General features: G+C 66.8%; 18 protein-coding genes, 1 tRNA gene and 1 pseudogene. 10 read left to right on the plus strand and 10 right to left on the minus strand.

What is annotated here, in order from left to right:
* Positions 1-2: 2 nt before the first annotated feature.
* The gene (locus ACFQE9_RS11245) at positions 3-359 is read right to left on the minus strand and encodes an Hsp20/alpha crystallin family protein (protein ID WP_379744457.1); all 357 of its coding nucleotides are present in this window, start codon (positions 357-359) and stop codon (positions 3-5) included.
* 150 nt (positions 360-509) lie between these two features.
* Here ACFQE9_RS11245 and ACFQE9_RS11250 point away from each other — a divergent pair, with 150 nt between their 5' ends.
* Both ACFQE9_RS11250 and ACFQE9_RS11255 read left to right on the plus strand, forming a co-directional pair.
* Positions 510-1,790: a molybdopterin molybdotransferase MoeA gene (locus tag ACFQE9_RS11250; RefSeq protein WP_379744459.1), complete on the plus strand. Its 1,281-nt coding sequence runs from the start codon at positions 510-512 to the stop codon at positions 1,788-1,790.
* On the plus strand, positions 1,787-3,742 hold the full coding sequence (locus ACFQE9_RS11255) for a molybdopterin biosynthesis protein (protein ID WP_379744461.1): 1,956 nt from the start codon (positions 1,787-1,789) through the stop codon (positions 3,740-3,742). Before ACFQE9_RS11250 ends, ACFQE9_RS11255 begins: the two co-directional genes overlap by 4 nt.
* Positions 3,743-3,807: 65 nt before the next feature.
* Here ACFQE9_RS11255 and ACFQE9_RS11260 read toward each other — a convergent pair whose 3' ends face one another.
* The 3 genes from ACFQE9_RS11260 to ACFQE9_RS11270 form a co-directional block, all read right to left on the minus strand.
* Entirely contained in the window at positions 3,808-4,206 is a 399-nt protein-coding gene (locus tag ACFQE9_RS11260) for a universal stress protein (RefSeq protein ID WP_379744463.1), read from the minus strand.
* Between the two features lie 93 nt (positions 4,207-4,299).
* Positions 4,300-4,671, minus strand: coding sequence for a hypothetical protein (locus ACFQE9_RS11265; protein ID WP_379744465.1), 372 nt, complete (start codon positions 4,669-4,671; stop codon positions 4,300-4,302).
* 100 nt (positions 4,672-4,771) lie between these two features.
* The gene (locus ACFQE9_RS11270; RefSeq protein WP_379744467.1) at positions 4,772-5,608 is read right to left on the minus strand and encodes a QcrA and Rieske domain-containing protein; all 837 of its coding nucleotides are present in this window, start codon (positions 5,606-5,608) and stop codon (positions 4,772-4,774) included.
* A gap of 131 nt (positions 5,609-5,739) precedes the next feature.
* Between ACFQE9_RS11270 and cmk the strand changes: the two genes are divergently transcribed.
* From cmk to ACFQE9_RS15270, 4 genes are all read left to right on the plus strand, one after another.
* The gene (gene cmk, locus ACFQE9_RS11275) at positions 5,740-6,318 is read left to right on the plus strand and encodes a (d)CMP kinase (RefSeq protein ID WP_379744469.1); all 579 of its coding nucleotides are present in this window, start codon (positions 5,740-5,742) and stop codon (positions 6,316-6,318) included.
* An 86-nt stretch (positions 6,319-6,404) separates the two neighbouring features.
* Positions 6,405-7,388 (plus strand): RNA-guided pseudouridylation complex pseudouridine synthase subunit Cbf5, encoded by a 984-nt coding sequence (locus ACFQE9_RS11280; protein ID WP_379744471.1) that lies wholly within the window; start codon positions 6,405-6,407, stop codon positions 7,386-7,388.
* A gap of 139 nt (positions 7,389-7,527) precedes the next feature.
* Positions 7,528-7,598: transfer RNA gene (locus ACFQE9_RS11285), tRNA-Pro, on the plus strand.
* An 82-nt stretch (positions 7,599-7,680) separates the two neighbouring features.
* A complete protein-coding gene (locus tag ACFQE9_RS15270; protein ID WP_465261200.1) occupies positions 7,681-7,938 on the plus strand; it encodes a DUF7563 family protein in 258 nt (85 codons plus the stop codon).
* Between the two features lie 70 nt (positions 7,939-8,008).
* Here ACFQE9_RS15270 and ACFQE9_RS11290 read toward each other — a convergent pair whose 3' ends face one another.
* From ACFQE9_RS11290 to ACFQE9_RS11310, 5 genes are all read right to left on the minus strand, one after another.
* Complete coding sequence (locus ACFQE9_RS11290) at positions 8,009-8,275, minus strand: hypothetical protein (RefSeq protein ID WP_379744473.1); 267 nt, start codon at positions 8,273-8,275, stop codon at positions 8,009-8,011.
* A gap of 187 nt (positions 8,276-8,462) precedes the next feature.
* Positions 8,463-8,729, minus strand: coding sequence for a hypothetical protein (locus tag ACFQE9_RS11295; RefSeq protein WP_379744475.1), 267 nt, complete (start codon positions 8,727-8,729; stop codon positions 8,463-8,465).
* Between the two features lie 213 nt (positions 8,730-8,942).
* Positions 8,943-9,248, minus strand: a complete 306-nt coding sequence (locus tag ACFQE9_RS11300; RefSeq protein WP_379744477.1) for a hypothetical protein — start codon at positions 9,246-9,248, stop codon at positions 8,943-8,945.
* A gap of 521 nt (positions 9,249-9,769) precedes the next feature.
* A complete protein-coding gene (locus ACFQE9_RS11305; protein ID WP_379744479.1) occupies positions 9,770-9,955 on the minus strand; it encodes a type II toxin-antitoxin system HicA family toxin in 186 nt (61 codons plus the stop codon).
* 65 nt (positions 9,956-10,020) lie between these two features.
* On the minus strand, positions 10,021-10,317 hold the full coding sequence (locus ACFQE9_RS11310) for a type II toxin-antitoxin system HicB family antitoxin (protein WP_379744481.1): 297 nt from the start codon (positions 10,315-10,317) through the stop codon (positions 10,021-10,023).
* A 180-nt stretch (positions 10,318-10,497) separates the two neighbouring features.
* Here ACFQE9_RS11310 and ACFQE9_RS11315 point away from each other — a divergent pair.
* The 4 genes and pseudogenes from ACFQE9_RS11315 to eno all read left to right on the plus strand — a co-directional run.
* Positions 10,498-10,677: pseudogene (locus ACFQE9_RS11315) on the plus strand (Cdc6/Cdc18 family protein); the annotation flags it as partial.
* Positions 10,678-10,710: 33 nt separating this feature from the next.
* The gene (locus tag ACFQE9_RS11320; RefSeq protein WP_379744483.1) at positions 10,711-11,520 is read left to right on the plus strand and encodes a formate/nitrite transporter family protein; all 810 of its coding nucleotides are present in this window, start codon (positions 10,711-10,713) and stop codon (positions 11,518-11,520) included.
* A gap of 164 nt (positions 11,521-11,684) precedes the next feature.
* Entirely contained in the window at positions 11,685-13,085 is a 1,401-nt protein-coding gene (locus tag ACFQE9_RS11325; RefSeq protein ID WP_379744485.1) for a glycerate kinase type-2 family protein, read from the plus strand.
* Between the two features lie 90 nt (positions 13,086-13,175).
* Entirely contained in the window at positions 13,176-14,480 is a 1,305-nt protein-coding gene (eno, locus tag ACFQE9_RS11330) for a phosphopyruvate hydratase (protein WP_379744487.1), read from the plus strand.
* 24 nt (positions 14,481-14,504) lie between these two features.
* Here eno and ACFQE9_RS11335 read toward each other — a convergent pair whose 3' ends face one another.
* Positions 14,505-15,599, minus strand: coding sequence for a phosphotriesterase family protein (locus ACFQE9_RS11335; protein ID WP_379744489.1), 1,095 nt, complete (start codon positions 15,597-15,599; stop codon positions 14,505-14,507).
* Positions 15,600-15,725: the final 126 nt, after the last annotated feature.

Here is a 15,725-nt window from a genome sequence, read left to right on the forward strand (position 1 = left end):
CCTCAGGCGTCGCCGATCTCGATCGGCGTGCCGTCCTCGCCCTCGCGTTTAGGAACCGTCAGCTCCAGGACGCCGCGGTCCATCTCCGCGCGGGCACGCTCGCCGTCGGCGTCCGGAGGGAGAGGGAGATCGACGTCGAGGAACAGCGGTCGGTCCTCGCGGACGTATCGATAACCCTCCGGGGTCGCCTTCTCCCGACGGGCCTCGATCTCGATCCGGCCGGACTCGACGACGACCTCGGTCGTCTCACTCGTCGCGCCGGGGAGATCGACCACCACGAGGTAGGCGCGCTCTGACTCGAGGAGATCTGCGAACGCCGGCTCGGGGAGGTCCCGAAGCGCGTCACGAAGCGCGGACATGAGGCGGAGTACGGTCGCGTGGTCGAAAAAGGGTGTGGTCGACGAGGAAGAGAGACGAGGGAGAGAGTCGAAGAAGAGAGACGAGAGGAAAACGAAGGAGCGGATGGTCGACGGAGACGGGCTTTTCACCTCGGAGGGGAAACGGCGCGTATGGACACACGGAGACACGAGGCCGGGTTCAAGGACCGGACCCGCGTCGAGACCGCCCGGCGAATCCTGCTCGAGGCGGTCGTCCCGCACGGTCGAAGCGAGTCGGTCCCGCTTTCGGAGGCCGACGGCCGCGTCGTGGCCGAGTCGATCCGGGCGCCCAACCCCGTTCCGGGCTACGACCGGGCCGCGATGGACGGCTACGCGGTCCGTGCCCGCGACACATTCGGCGCCTCCGATCGGTCGCCGGTCGTACTCGACCGAACGGAGGGATCGGTCGGTGCGAAGGATGCCGCCCGCGTCCACACCGGAAGCGATCTTCCGGAGGGAGCGGACGCCGTCGTGATGATCGAGCACGTCGAGGAGGTCGCCGGCGGGGCCGAGATCGAGGCGTTCGACGCGGTTGCGGAGGGGGACAACGTCGGGGAGGCGGGCGAGGACGTCGCCGAGGGACAGTCGCTCTACGAGCCGGGACACCGCCTTCGGCCCTCGGATCTGGGACTGTTGAAGTCCGTCGGCCGCCGACGGGTTACGGCCCGCGAACGCCCCGAGGTGGCCGTGATCCCGACCGGCGAGGAGCTCGTGGACGCCGATCCCGACCCCGGCGAGGTGATCGAGACGAACGGCCTCACCGTCTCCCGACTGGTCGAGCGATGGGGCGGAACCGCGCGGTACCGCGACGTCGTCACCGACGACGAGACGCTGCTCCGGGAGGCGATCGGAACGGAGATCGACGACGGCGCCGATCTCGTGGTCACGACGGGCGGGTCCTCGGTCGGCGAGCGCGACCTCCTGCCCGAGGTTCTCGCCGAACTGGGGGAGGTCCTCGTTCACGGGGTTGCGCTCAAGCCCGGACACCCCGTCTGTCTCGGCGTCGTCGAGGACACGCCGGTTGTCTGTCTGCCCGGCTATCCGGTCGCCTGCATCGTCAACGCGGTGCAGTTCCTCCGGCCGGCGCTCAAACGATCCGGGGGCGCCGACGTGCAGCCGCATCCGACGCGACGCGCGCGGCTGACGAGGAAGGTGGCGAGCGAGCCCGGCACGCGGACGTTCGCACGCGTCAGACTGGCGGAGGTCGATGAAACGGGAGCCGATAACGACGGAGCGGACCGCGATGATGCCGGCGAATCGGTCCCCTTCGAGGCGATCCCCACCCGCGCGAGCGGGTCCGGCGTTCTCTCGAGCGTCGCGCTCGCCGACGGGTGGGTCGTCGTCCCCGAGTCGACCGAGGGCCTCGACGCCGGAACGACCGTCGACGTCGAGATCTGGGAGGTGGACGAATGAGCGACCGCCGGGAGTTCCGCGATCTGGCCGAGCCGTCGGAGGCACACGCCGCGATCGCGAGCCTCGAACTCGAGCCCGCCACGGAGTCCGTGCCGCTGGAGGAGGCCGACGGGCGGGTCCTCGCCGAACGGATCGATGCGGATCTCGACGTGCCGGGATTCGACCGCGCCTCGATGGACGGCTACGCGGTCCGCGCGCGGGACACCTTCGGGGCCGACGAGGCCGATCCGGTCGAGTTGGAGCGGATCGGGGCGGTCCACGCCGGCGCGAAGCCGGACGTGACCGTGGAGGCGGGGACGTGCGCTGAGATCTCGACCGGCGCCGTGATGCCCCCCGGCGCGGACGCGGTCGTGATGGTGGAACGGACGGACGAGGTCGAACCCGGAGACGAGGGCGAACTCGCGAGCGACGACGACTCGCGGATCGCGATCCGGACGTCGGTCGCGCCGGGCGACAACGTCATGGTCGCGGGCGCGGACGTCGCGGCCGGTCAGCGCGCCCTCGGGCCGGGGACGGGGCTCACGTCCCGCGAGATCGGGCTGCTGTCCGCGCTCGGTCGGGAGACGGTCCCGGTTCGCGGACGTCCGCGGGTCGGGATCGTCTCGACCGGGGACGAGCTGGTGCGGCCGGGCGATGAGCTCGACAGCGACCGCGGACAGATCTACGACGTGAACTCGACGACGATCGCCGCGGCCGTCCGGGAGGCCGGCGGCGAGCCCGTCCTCTATCCGCACGCCGGCGACGACTACGAGGAGATGGAGCGGCTGCTCGTCCGCGCGGCCGACGAGTGCGATCTCGTGTGCTCGTCGGGGTCGACCTCCGCCAGCGCCGTCGACGTGATCTATCGCGTGATCGAAGAACGCGGCGAGCTGCTGTTGCACGGGGTCGCGGTCAAGCCGGGGAAGCCGATGCTGATCGGTCGCATCGACCGGTCACCCGATGCCGACCGTGCGGGCGAGTCGGCATACGTCGGGCTGCCCGGCTATCCCGTCTCGGCGCTCACCATCTTCCGCACGTTCGTCGCGCCCGCGATCCGGGAGGCCGCGGGGCGACCGGAGCCGCGGACCGCGACGATCGGCGGCGAGATGGCCGTCCGCGAGCGGTACGGCGAGGGGCGTCTGCGACTCATGCCGGTCGGCGTGCTCGAACGCCCCGGAACGGACGATCCGCCGCTCGTCTATCCCGTGGACAAGGGATCGGGCGCGACGACGAGCCTCGTCGAGGCCGACGGCGTCGTCGCCGTCGATCCGGACACCGAGTACCTCGACGCCGGCGAGCGCGTCGAGGTGCAGCTGTTCTCGCCGGAGGTCCGCCCGCCGACGCTGCTCGGGGTCGGCGAGGACGACCCGGCCCTCAACCGGCTGCTCGACCGTCTCGATCGCCCGCGGTACCTGCCGGTCGGGTCGCGGGAGGGGCTCAGACGGCTTCGCGGCGGGCTTCCCGACCTCGCGGTGACCGCCGGGCCGGTCGATCGGGACGTCGAGTCGATCGACCTCGGCGGCTGGACGCGCGAGTGGGGCCTCGTCGTTCCGACGGGGAATCCCGCGGACGTGTCCGGGCTCGCGGATCTCGTCGATCGCGATCTCCGGTTTCTCAACCGCGACCGGAACTCGGGGTTGCGCGCGAGCCTCGATGCCGCCCTCGACGGGATGGCCGCGGAACGCGGGGTGGAACGACGGGAGCTCGCCGACTCGATCGACGGGTTCGAGTGGACCGTCCGCGCCTTCGAGAGCCCGCCGCGACGCGTGAAGGCGGGCGACGCCGACGCGGGGATCGGCCTGCGATCGACCGCCGAGAAGCTGGATCTGGGGTTCGTTTCGCTCGGCGACCAGAACGTCCGGGTGCGGGCGAACCCCGATCGCACCGAAAGCGAGGGAGTGGCGGAGGTCCGGGAGGCGCTCGCGGGGATCGGTGCGATCCTCGAGGACCTTCCCGGATTCGAGTCGGCGTAGGACTTCGGGCCGGCGGAGGAGAATCGACGTTAGACCTCGTTGGAACCCGCTTCGTCGAGACGCCCTCAGGCGGAGCGCGGAACGGCGACGACCGGAACCGGGGCGTCGATAAGCACCCGTTGAGCGACGTTTCCAAAGAGCAGCTTGTCGGTCGCGGAGCGCTCGCGCACCGCCAGGACGATCTCATCGGCCTCGAGGTCGGCTGCGGACGCGAGCACGTCCTCGGCCGCGTCGTTTTCACGGACGAACTGGTGGGTCTCCACGCTCGCAAGCCCTCCGAGCCGAACCGACATCACGTTCAACGCCTCCTCGCCGTCGCGGACGTCATCGTCGGTGGCCGCATCGCCGCCGGGAAGCGAGTTGACCGCGTGAACGACGTCGTCGTCGGCGAGCCGATCCTGGAGGTAGTCACAGATCGCAGCGCTCGCGTGTACCGAGTTCGTCGCGGCGATGAACGTCGTCATCGCAACGCGATTCGCCGCGATCGGTTATAAACCTCCGCGTCTCGACGTCGGCGAGCGGCCAGGATCGAGACGACGACGCGTCTCGACGCCCGGCTACTCCTCGTCGGGGAGGGAGTCGGTCGAGGCGGGGATCTCCTCGACCTGTCCGGCGAGGGTGGCCGCATCGCCGGCGACGGTCGACGGTTCGACGCCGGCCTGTCGCGAGACGAGCTGGAGGTGGGCCGCGAGCAGCCCGAGCGGCTGAAGCGCCTCCTGATCGGCGTCGTCCGCACGTTGGGCGAAGGTCGTCTCGACCTCCCCGTCGCGGATCGCGCCGACGAACAGCGCGTCGACGTCGGGATCGAGGAGCGCGCGAGCCCGCTCGACCTCCGCGGCGAACTCGCCTCGGTCGTCGGGGTCGGTCGACTCGTCGTCAGGGTCAGCGTCTGCGGCGTCGGAGTCGGTGTCGGCGTCTGCGGCGTCCATATCGGTCGGTGGGACCGGGTGGGGAAAAAGGCGCGGCTCGAACCGGGAGAACCGGAAGAATCGGGCGGGTGAATCGAACTGGGAAAATCGAACCGGGAGATCAGTTCGGACGCGGACGGGCGACGAAGAGCGTCTCGACGATGCTGAACGGGTCGTACCGCGACTGGTGACACTGACAGTAGACGCCGTCGGCGGCGTCGTAGCGGGCGGCCTCCTCGTTCTTCTTGTACCCGGGGACACAACAGAAGTGGGTGCAGACGTTCATCCACGCGAGGAAGCCGTTCTCGGTCGAGGCCGCGAGCCACTCGTCGTCCTGGGCGGCCTCCTCGATGATCGGCGATCGAATGACGGTGACGGTGAGGGTGTCCTCGGAGTCCTCCGAGCGCCAGTTGGTGACCGCTGGCTTGCCGATGCCGTCCGATCCGATGCCGTTGCCCCACTCCTCGTAGTTCTCGAAGGAGTCGGCCCGGATCCGGTCGCCGGTCTCGTACTCCTCGGACTGCCAGTCGTATCCGCCCGGCGCCGACCGGAGGATGTTGTCGGACTCGAAGTCGGGCTGGATGTTCTCATAGCCCTCCATCCCGCAGTACTGGAACCACTCGCCGGCGTAGGTCACGCCGCCGGCCATGTCCTCTTGGGCGACCTGGACCTCGACGCCCTCCTGGGTGATGGTCGTGGTCTCCGGCCACTTGCCGCGGAGGTAGCCGTCGTCGGTGATCTCGACGGGGATCTGCGGCATTCCGCGCGGGGCCGGACCGCCGGTGAGCTCGATGGCCATCGCGACGGTCTGGCCGCCACCCTCTCCGGCGGAGGTCGTCAGGGTGTTGACGGTCGCGGAGCCGGCCGCGCCCACGCCCGAGAGGGCCGCACCGCCGACGACGCCCTTCACGAACCGCCGGCGCCCGGATTCGGGGGGATACTTGTCGTCCTCGCTCATACCTCGAGTTCGAATGGCGCGGTGAAAAGCGTGACGAAGCCCCCGTCCGGGGGAGGTTCTCGAAACGAGGTCGTCGATCGACGGCCGCGTGAAACGACAGTCGTTTGTAACGGGCTCGATAGAGTGTCGGTATGTTACTGACCGTCTCCGGCCCGCCGGGAAGCGGGAAGAGCACCACGGCCGCCGGGCTGGCCGAGGCGCTCGATCTCGATCACGTGAGCGGGGGCGACATCTTCCGTGAGATGGCCGCCGAACGCGACATGACGCCGGTGGAGTTCAACGAACACGCCGAGACCGACGACCGGATCGACCGCGAGCTCGACCGACGCCTCCACGAGATCGCGACCACCCGCGAGGACGTCGTCATCGAGTCCCGCCTCGCCGGCTGGCTCGCCGGCGACGCCGCGGACGTGCGGATCTGGCTCGATGCACCCATCGAGGTGCGTGCCGCACGGATCGCCGACCGGGAGGACAAGGACGTCGACCGTGCGCGCGAGGAGACGCGTCGGCGCGAGGAGAGCGAGGCGAAGCGATACCGCGAGTACTACGACATTCCCATCGCCGACCTGAGTATCTACGACGTCGTCTACAACACGGCCCGGTGGGGCCCGGAGTCCGTCCTCGAGTCGATCGTCTCGCTGGTCGAGGCCTACGACCCGGATCTCGACGAGGGGAAACACCCCGTCGAGGGCGTCCGGTACGACTTTTGAACGGTGGGATCGATGACCGGGACGAACGGAGGATCGATGACCGGGACGAACGAGGGGCCCACGGACCGAACGAGCGGAGGCCGACCGTGACGGACGACCGACTGCGCGCCGCGCCCGCGGACCGGACGGCGGCGGAGCGGCTGCGCTTCGGCGTGGTCAACCTCGACAAGCCGGCCGGGCCGACCTCCCACCAGGTCGCCGCGTGGATCCGCGAGGAGATCGCCGAGACGCTCGCCGAACTCGATCCCGAGGGGTCCTCGATCGACGGCGTCGCCCACTCGGGGACGCTCGATCCGAAGGTGACCGGCTGTCTCCCGACGCTCGTCGGGACGGCGAGGCGTGCCGCCCGGGTGTTCCTGGAGGGCGAAAAGGAGTACGTCGCCGAACTCGAGTTCCACGACGTCCCACCCGCCGACCTCGAGACCATCGTGGCGGACTTCGAGGGGGAGATCTACCAGAAGCCGCCGCGAAAAAGCGCCGTGACGCGACGGCTTCGAACCCGCCGGATCCACGCATTGGACCTTCTCGAGCGCGAGGATCGACGCGGCCTGCTCCGGATTCGGTGTGAGTCCGGCACCTACGTCCGCAAGCTGTGTCACGACCTGGGGCTTGCGGCCGGCACCGGCGGCCACATGGGCGCGTTGCGCCGCACCGCGACCGATCCCTTCGACGACACCGATCTCCACACGCTGCAGGACCTGTGGGACGCGCTCGCGTGGGCCCGCGAGGGCGACGACTCCTACCTCCGGGAGGTGGTTCGACCCGGGGAGGACGCGCTGAGCCACCTGCCCGCAGTCACGATCGCCCCCTCCGCGGCGGCGAACGTCGCCACCGGCGCGCCGGTCTACGCGCCGGGGGTGATCGACGTCGAGTTCGTGTCGGGCGACGGCGCCGAGCTCGGAGCGGAGCACGACGCCGGAGACGGTGGGGACGCCGTTCCCCATCCGGAGGGTCGTCCCCTCGTCGCGTGTTACCTCCCCAACGGGAGCGCCGTCTGTCTGGGAACGCTCGTCGGCGATCCGGCCGCCGAGGAGGGACTGGTCGTCGATCTCGAGCGCGTGCTCGTGTAACTCTCCGCCGGCCGATCGCGGGACGCCTCGATGCCCGATCGCGGGGCGTCACGCCGGCCGATCGTGGGACGCGTGACCGCCGTCGACGGGGGAAACGAAGCCCTTAATTAACGGACTCTCGTTCGTTCGGATGCAGCCCGGGACCGTGGGGTAGTGGTATCCTATGCCGATGGGGTCGGTATGACCCGAGTTCGATTCTCGGCGGTCCCATAAAATTCTTTACAGAACTCCATTAACGGGGATTTCAACCCGGTCAGGGCCCCGAAATCGACGACCGGAGGGTCCGAAAATGATGCGGATCGGTCAATTGACCGATAATTCTCTCTGTCTCAACTGCGAACCTCACGTTTCTGATACGTTCCGCCGAACCTTCGGCGATGAGGAGGGGGGCGTTCACCGCTGCACCTCGTGCGACTCCCGGCCGCGCATCCAGCTCGGCAGCGCTGCCGGACTCGACGTCGACTGGCTCGACCCCGCCGACCAGCCCGAACGGAACCGCGGAATCGCGGCGGACCACGCCGCGCGGACTGACGGAGGTCGATCTCGATGAGCGGCTCGTCTCGATCAACGTCGACCGCCTGGGCGTATCGGTTGATCGTGGCTTCAGTATCGACGGGAACTCACGTTTCCCGCTGCTTGCCGTCGACATGCTCGCCGGTGGTGTCCTTCCCGGCGACGATCTCGAGCTCGTAGTGGCGGCCGTCGGTCATGCGCGAGATATGGCGCGGCTCAACGTCGAGGTCTTTGGAGACGCGCAGCCCACAGTCGCCCATCAGCCGGATCGCGATCTCGTGTTCGAACGAGTCGGCCGCTCGCGGGATCGCCTGGTACTCCTCGCGCGACAGCCACACGTTCCAACTCCCGTCCCTGTTTCGCTCCGTTCTCATTTCACGTTCCCCCGGAGAACCACGAAGAATAAGCGTTCCGGTGGGGTTCCGCCGTGATCGGCGCCGATCGACGGTCGATGTTCGGTGTTTCTGTACAAACGTGAAATCCAAGTGACTCAGCCTGGCCGGTACATGAATCGCTCAATACAGAGAATTGATGTATCTCTCGGGCTCTGGTATTCGGATTTCAAGACTTAAAATCATCAAACCCAGCATCACCAGTACCAAGCAACCCCATCCAGTAGTTCCATTTACCCGTAACCTTGAGATGACCGGGGGCAGCCTTCATCGAAGATATTGCTGCATCAATAGTAAACGGGTCATCTTCCTCACTGAATAACTCATAGAGACCCGAACCCTCCAGCTTCTTAGCTTCTCTTACAACTTTTTCTCGCTCTTTTGAGGTACAATTGAATTCTTTCCTAAGCCGCTTTTTGAATTCATCCTCATCCATGATAGATAAAGATAAACAATCGAACTACTTGAATGGTTGTGAGCGTTATCGAGAAATACGCTGTCTTCATCAACCGGCTGTTTCATCGCACCCACGTCTGAAGAATAGGGCTCCAACAGAGTCGGAGATCTCTCGTTTGTGTAGAAACGTGAAATCGCAATTCCTCAGTCAAGAAAACGTATTGACTGTGCGAATAGCGGGGATAGGTATCAACTACGTGGTGTTGTAGGATTCATCGTACCGCTGGTATAACACAGCAAACACTCCAAATACGGCAATTGCCCCAATTGCAACTCCAATCCAGTCGCCGTAGGGAATATCGGCGCTGATCAAGACACCACCGACAGCACGTCCACCAATCATCATCGCGATGATCACCGCGAAACCAAGGATGAACCGGGTAATGAAATTATTCTCGACTGGGTTATTTTCCATACGTTGATTTGTAGATACATTGTCGTAAGTATTCTGTCGGTCGGCGCATGCTCGATACCAGTCGCTATCAAGTGGCTGTTCCATCAGAACACGGTCTGAAGGATTAGGTTTCAACAGAGCCGAAACATCGCGCTTCTGTTCAAACGTGAAATCCCTGTTGCTCAGTCTAGACAGCACGTGAATCGCTCAATACACTCCGAGACGAGCCACACTTATTTACTCTCTGAGTCTATATACCATGGTGCCTACCAACAAACCCCAACGGGATTCGTGGTAGGCAAGCACGATACTCAGGCAACCTGCAATCGGTTGAGCTATCGTGTGACATGCTACATAGGGGGCTTTGGACGGCCCCTGATTTAGCAGCATAACGGAGGTTCGGTCAGTCAAACTCACCAGGTCACATTTCGCCTCCGTTTTTGAACTACGGGGCTGGGAACAGCTCCAAGTCGATCGTGGAAAGACCGACCGGCAGATCTGCTCCTTCGTATCGACATCTAGCTTTCGTCAGAAATCCACCTCGAGCTAGTACATCCCGTCCTGCTCGCGAAGCTCGATAGCCTGCTCGTTCATCGCCACCTAGAAGGCGACGAACTGCTCGGCGGTCACCGGTTCCGATCGATCCATCGACACCACGCGTTGAAGTTTTGGGCGCCGGACTGGTCGGCGATGTCGCGAAGCGTTCCGCCTTTGATTCGGTCATGCATTGGCACGGTCACGAGCCGAACGTCGTCGTCGTTCTCAGGATGATCGTATCGCAGGCGAACGTGGCTTCCCTCACGGCCGATCACTCGAAAATTGTTCTTCGTGAGGGCCTTGAGACGTCCTGGCCGGAAAAGTCGGTCGTGACCATTCGTTACTGCATGAACTCCGGCAGCTCCTCGGACTCCGCTCGAGCCTCCTCGATCTCGTCGGGATCGAGTCCGAGATCCTCTAAGAGGGCAGCCTCGTCATCGACGTTCTCACCGTTCCCGGCGTGGAGTGCGACCGCCTCGTCGAGCATCTCCAGGGCGTGTTCGCGCGTCTCGCCCTGCGTCGTCACGCCCGTATCTTCGTCGGTGATGATCCACATCTCACCGTCCTCGGATAACTCCATCCGGATACGGGTCGGCGTGGTCGGCCCGTTCTCCTCCACGCCCGTATCGGTGCTCATACCTCCACGTTTCGGGTAGACGGGCAAAAGCGTTCTGTCGAGTGGACCCATCCGGAACCGATCGGAACCCTCGGGGTACGACTTATCACGTCGCTCCGAGATCGATTCGACGTGATACGCGACGGAACGGTGTTCGACGACGACCACCTCTCGAACGAGATCGTGGGTCGCAACAGCCACATGAACGAGGTGACCGACGCGCTCTCGCCGATCGAGGACGGATTCCGCGCCGAGAACTGCGTTCTGTTCGGTCCCTCCGGCGCCGGGAAGACGACGGTCGCTCGCACCGCCGTTCGCAACGACGATCGTCATCCGGAACTGAAGGACGTCGTTCGACCCAATGCAAAGGTTTGGATATGGTGAACGAGAACGATCGGTCAACGAGGACCGACCGTGAGTGACTCAGGGCCCAACCCCGCCGATTCAACGGGACAACGGACGTCGCGAGACGTCCTCGGATCGCTGATCGACAGCGCGCTTCACGAGATGAATCGCGAGCGGTCCGGGCTCCTGCTCTCCGGGCTCTCCGCCGGCCTCGACATCGGGTTCGGTCCGCTGATGATGGCGGTGGTGTTGACCCTCTCGGAGGGGGGATTCGGGGATCTCTCGACGGAACTCCTGTTGGCGAGCGTCTACTCGATCGGGTTCATGTTCGTGATCCTCGGGCGCTCGGAGCTGTTCACGGAACACACCACGTTGGCGGTGATACCGGTCCTCGACGGACAGGCGTCGATCCGGCAGTTGGCGCGTCTCTGGGGACTGGTGTACGTCGGAAACGTCGTCGGGGGGCTGCTGTTCACGCTGTTGGTCGTGCTGTTGATGCCGGGGCTCGGCGTCGTCTCGCCGGGGGCGTTCGAGACGATCGCGCTCAAACTGGTCGATCACGACCTGGGATGGCTGTTCGTCGGCGGCGTGTTCGCGGGGTGGCTGATGGGGTTGCTGGCGTGGCTGATCACGGCGGCCCAGGAGACGACGAGTCGGCTGCTCCTCGTCTTCATCGTCACGGGAACGATCGGGCTCCTCCACCTCCCGCACTCGATCGCGGGCAACGTCGAGGTCCTCTTCGGGCTGTTCATGTCGCCCGCAGTCTCCCTGGTGGATTACCTGGCGTTCCTCTCGCTCGCAACCGTCGGAAACGCGTTCGGCGGGGCCGTTTTCGTCGCGCTACTCAAATACGGGCACGTCGTTCGCGGCGGGAACTAGCGGATCGGGTTCTCGAATCCCGTTCGCCCCAATCCGGAACCCTCACCGACACGTCGACCAACCGCTACACACGGATTCGGCAACAACGGTTATGTGCGATGGGCGACGATGCTCCTCGGTAGCATGGTGATCACCACGAACAGGTCCCGGACGCACGAGCGAGCGTGACGGTCCGCAACCGGGCGACGCTCGTCGAGGGGGACGAGGCGGTCCGCAGAGCCGACGCCGTCGGAATCATCGAGGAGGCGCTGGCCGCGGTCGCCCCGGATCGGCTGCTCGAGGGGATCCTCGAACGGTCCGGCGACGTCGTAACGATCGACGGCCGGACGTACGACCTCGACGCGGCCAGCGACGCGTCAGCGGACGACGTGTTCGTGATCGGGGCCGGAAAGGGGGCCGGGGCGCTCGCGAGTGCGGTCCTCGGCCGCCTCGGGGACGCCGTGAGCGAGGCGCTCATCGTCGAGAAGGACGCGTCGACCGTCGACTCGACGGCGTTCGACCTGCCCGAGGACGCCGTCTCGGTGATGGAGGCCGGCCACCCGATCCCGAACGGTGCGAGCCTGGCGGCCGGCGAGCGCGTCCTCGCGCTCGCGGACCGGGCGGGACCGGACGACCTGGTCGTCTGCTGTATCACGGGCGGGGCCTCGGCGCTGCTCGCGGCGCCCGACGGAATCGAACTCGACGCGATGGCCCGGACGACGGACCGCCTCCTGCGGGCCGGCGCCCCGATCGAGGACGTCAACGCGGTCCGCAAACACCTCTCCGCGATCAAGGGCGGAGGGCTGGCCGATCGGCTCGCCCCGGCGACGGTCGAGAGCCTGATCGTCGTCGACGAGGTGGCGGGCGACCCGTGGGGACCGACCGCGCCCGACGCGACCACCTACGCCGACGCGCTCCGCGTGCTGGATCGATACGGGCTGCGGGAGGCGATCCCGCAAACGGCGTCGGGCCGGTTGGAGCGCGGAGCGAAAGGGGATCGACCCGAGACGCTCGACGCGGCGGCGATCGCTGACCTCCCGGTCCGGAACGTCGTCCTCGCGGACGCCTCGAGCGTCTGTCTGCCCGCCGCCGAGGCCGCGAGGGAACGCGGGTACGAACCCATCGTCCTCTCGACGCGCATCGAGGGGGAGGCCAGCGAGGTCGGGCTCGTCCACGCGGGCATCGCGACCGACGCCGTCGAGTCGGGACGCCCCGCGGAGCCGCCGATGGCGCTCGTGACCGGCGGCGAGACGACGGTGACCGTCGACGGTGAGGGCGGCGAGGGCGGACCGAACCAGGAGACTGCGCTGGGGTTCGCACGCGGCGTCGACGGCTGGTCCGGGATCGTCGGGGCGTTCGTCGGCACCGACGGAACCGACGGACCGACCGAACTGGCGGGCGCGATGGCGACCGGCGAGACCCGACGCCGCGCGAGTGAAGCCGGCGTCCCGATCAGCGACGCGCTCGCGGCGAACGACGCCGCCGGGACCGTCAGGGAGCTCGACGACGCGATCGTGACCGGACCGACCGACACCAACCTCATGGACCTCCGGATCGTCCTCGTGGGAGGGGACGCTCCGGAGTAGCCGCCGGCGATGACCGGACAACGACGAACAAATGACGAGCAGACGAATGATGAACGAGATTGCCGACCATGACATGCGAATCCACACACCATGACACGTGAACCCACCAATCACGAATCACACGCCCCACGGACGAACACGGCGATCGAATCGGTCTCCGCGCTCGAGATCGTCGACTGCCGGTTGGATCCGACGCTCCGGGTGACGGTTCGAACCGCGGGCGGCGCGTGCGGGACCGCCGACGTTCCGTGTGGTCGATCGACCGGTTCCCACGAGGCGGTCGAACGGCGTGACGGGGACGACCGGTTCCACGGCCGGGGCGTCGAAGGCGCGGTCGAGACGGTCGAAACGGAGATCGATCCGGCGCTCGCGGGGCTGGACGTCACCGACCAGCGGGCCGTCGATCGCGCGCTCGACGAGCTCGACGGGACGAACGATCGGTCCCGGCTCGGCGGCAACACGACGACCGGCGTCTCGCTCGCGACCGCGGTCGCCGCTGCCGACGCGGTGGGACTGCCGCTCTATCGCTACCTCGGGCGCGCCGACGTCGGATCCCTACCCGTCCCGCTCTTCGACGTGATCGAGGGCGGCGAACTCGCGGAGAGCGGGCTCGCCTTCCAGGAACACCAGCTGATCCCGGTCGGAGCCGACTCCATCTCGGAGGTGGTGCGGATGTGTGCGGAGACCTACTCGGTGCTCGGCGACCTGCTCGAGGAGCGGTACGACGCCAGGTCGCGAAACGTCGGCGTCGAGGGGGGATACACGCCGCCGATCACCGACCCGCGGGACGCCTTCGACCTCGCGTTAGCGGCGGCCGAGGAGGCGGGCTACGGCGGATCGTTCGCCCTGGGGATCGACGCCGCGGCGAGCCACTTTTATGACCCCGAGTCGGGGACCTACGCGGTCCTCGAGGAGCCGTTCGATCGGGGCGAGCTCCTCGAGTTCTACGCCGACCTCGAGGACGCCTACCCGCTCGTGTCGATCGAGGACCCGCTGGAGGAGAACGACCTCGAGGGGACGGCGGAGCTGACGAGATCCCTCGAGGCACAGATCGTCGGCGACGACCTCTTCGTGACCGATCCCGACCGCCTCCGGGACGGGATCGAACGGGGGGCCGGGGACGCGCTGCTTTTGAAGGTGAACCAGGTCGGAACGCTCACGGAGGCGCTCGAGGCGGCCGACCTGGCCCGCCGAAACGGGTACGACCTGCAGGTCTCCGAACGCTCCGGACAGACGCCCGACACGTGGCTTGCCGAACTCGCGGTCGGGCTCTCCGCGACCCAGATCAAGACGGGCGTGACCCGCGGCGAGCGAACCGAACAGTACAACCGGCTCCTCGAGATCGAACGCGCGTTGGGGGACGGCGCCGCGCTGGCGGACCCGCCCTGGGAGTGACGGGAGCAACGTGACCGACGTGTTTCACTCGGGTTCGACGAAGGCGAGCACGGACCGGGGATTGTCGACCAGGATCCGATCGATGACATCGGAGTCGACGCCGCGTTTCTTCAGGAGCGGAACGACGTGTTCGAGCACGTGGGCGTATCCGAACCCGCCGTAGGCGGTCCGCTGCAGCTTCGTGTACACGTCCTGTGAGAACAGCAGCCGGTCGGCGTGTCCATCGTCGATCAGTTCCGTGACGAACTCGAGGCGCCGGGAATCGGACATGTAGGCGTCGCCGTACTGATCGAGGGACGCCTCCATGCCCCAGAGGTCGTACTCGAGGTAGGCGCCGCGCTCGGCGAGGCGGCGTTGATACGTGAGGTCCTCGAAGACCGTCCGGTCCATGTGGCTCATCACCACACGATCGGCCGGGAGTCCCTCCTCCTCGACGAGGTCCAGTATCTCGAGGCACCACCGGGAGGTCGGGTAGGTGCGATCGCGTTGGCTGTGTTCGGTTCGACCGGGCGGATGGAAGTTCACGGAGGCGCCGGTCCGGAGCGCGGCGCGGGCCGCCGCGCGAGCCACTTTCCGTTCGGCCTCGTGGATCCGTCCGCTCAGCCCGATCTCGCCGATCAGGCCGGCGCGAACGTCTGTGTCGTCGATCCCCGTCTCGACGTCGTCGACGAACTCCGCCGCGATCTCGTCGACGCTCATCCGGGCGATCCGGTCTGGATGGACCGGACGGACGTAGTAGGCCGTGCCGTGGACGACGGTCACGCCGGTCGCGTTCGCGACCCGCCGGACCGCCCGCGGGTCCTCGCCGGCGTTCTTCGGCGTCACGTCGACGATCGCGTCCCCGCCGGCCTGCACGTACCGTTCCACCTCGTCTACGGCCTCCTCCGGGGAGTCCAGCCGCATGTTGTCCCGGTGTTGCATCGCGTTGCGTCTCACGTACGGGAGCGTCTCCATCGAGACGGGCTCGCGAGCCAGCCGGCGGTCGACGGCGCTGTCCGGCTTCGTGTACAGCGCGTCGACCGTGTCGATGAAGAGGTGCTCGTGGGTCATGGTCGTCCCGAGCGAGTCGGGGTCGATGCGACCGGTGACCGTGACGATGGAGCCGGGGTCGGACGTCATTGATACACACACCCACCGTGGTCGGGTTAAAGATACCGGCGTCGGGCCATCGGAAGGGCGACCCGATTCAGGTACTCGCGGATGCGCTCATCCGCTCGCGGACGCGTCGGGCGCTTATTCGCGGAC

Source organism: Halopenitus salinus (assembly GCF_042662125.1).
GTDB classification, from domain to species: Archaea; Halobacteriota; Halobacteria; order Halobacteriales; family Haloferacaceae; genus Halopenitus; species Halopenitus salinus.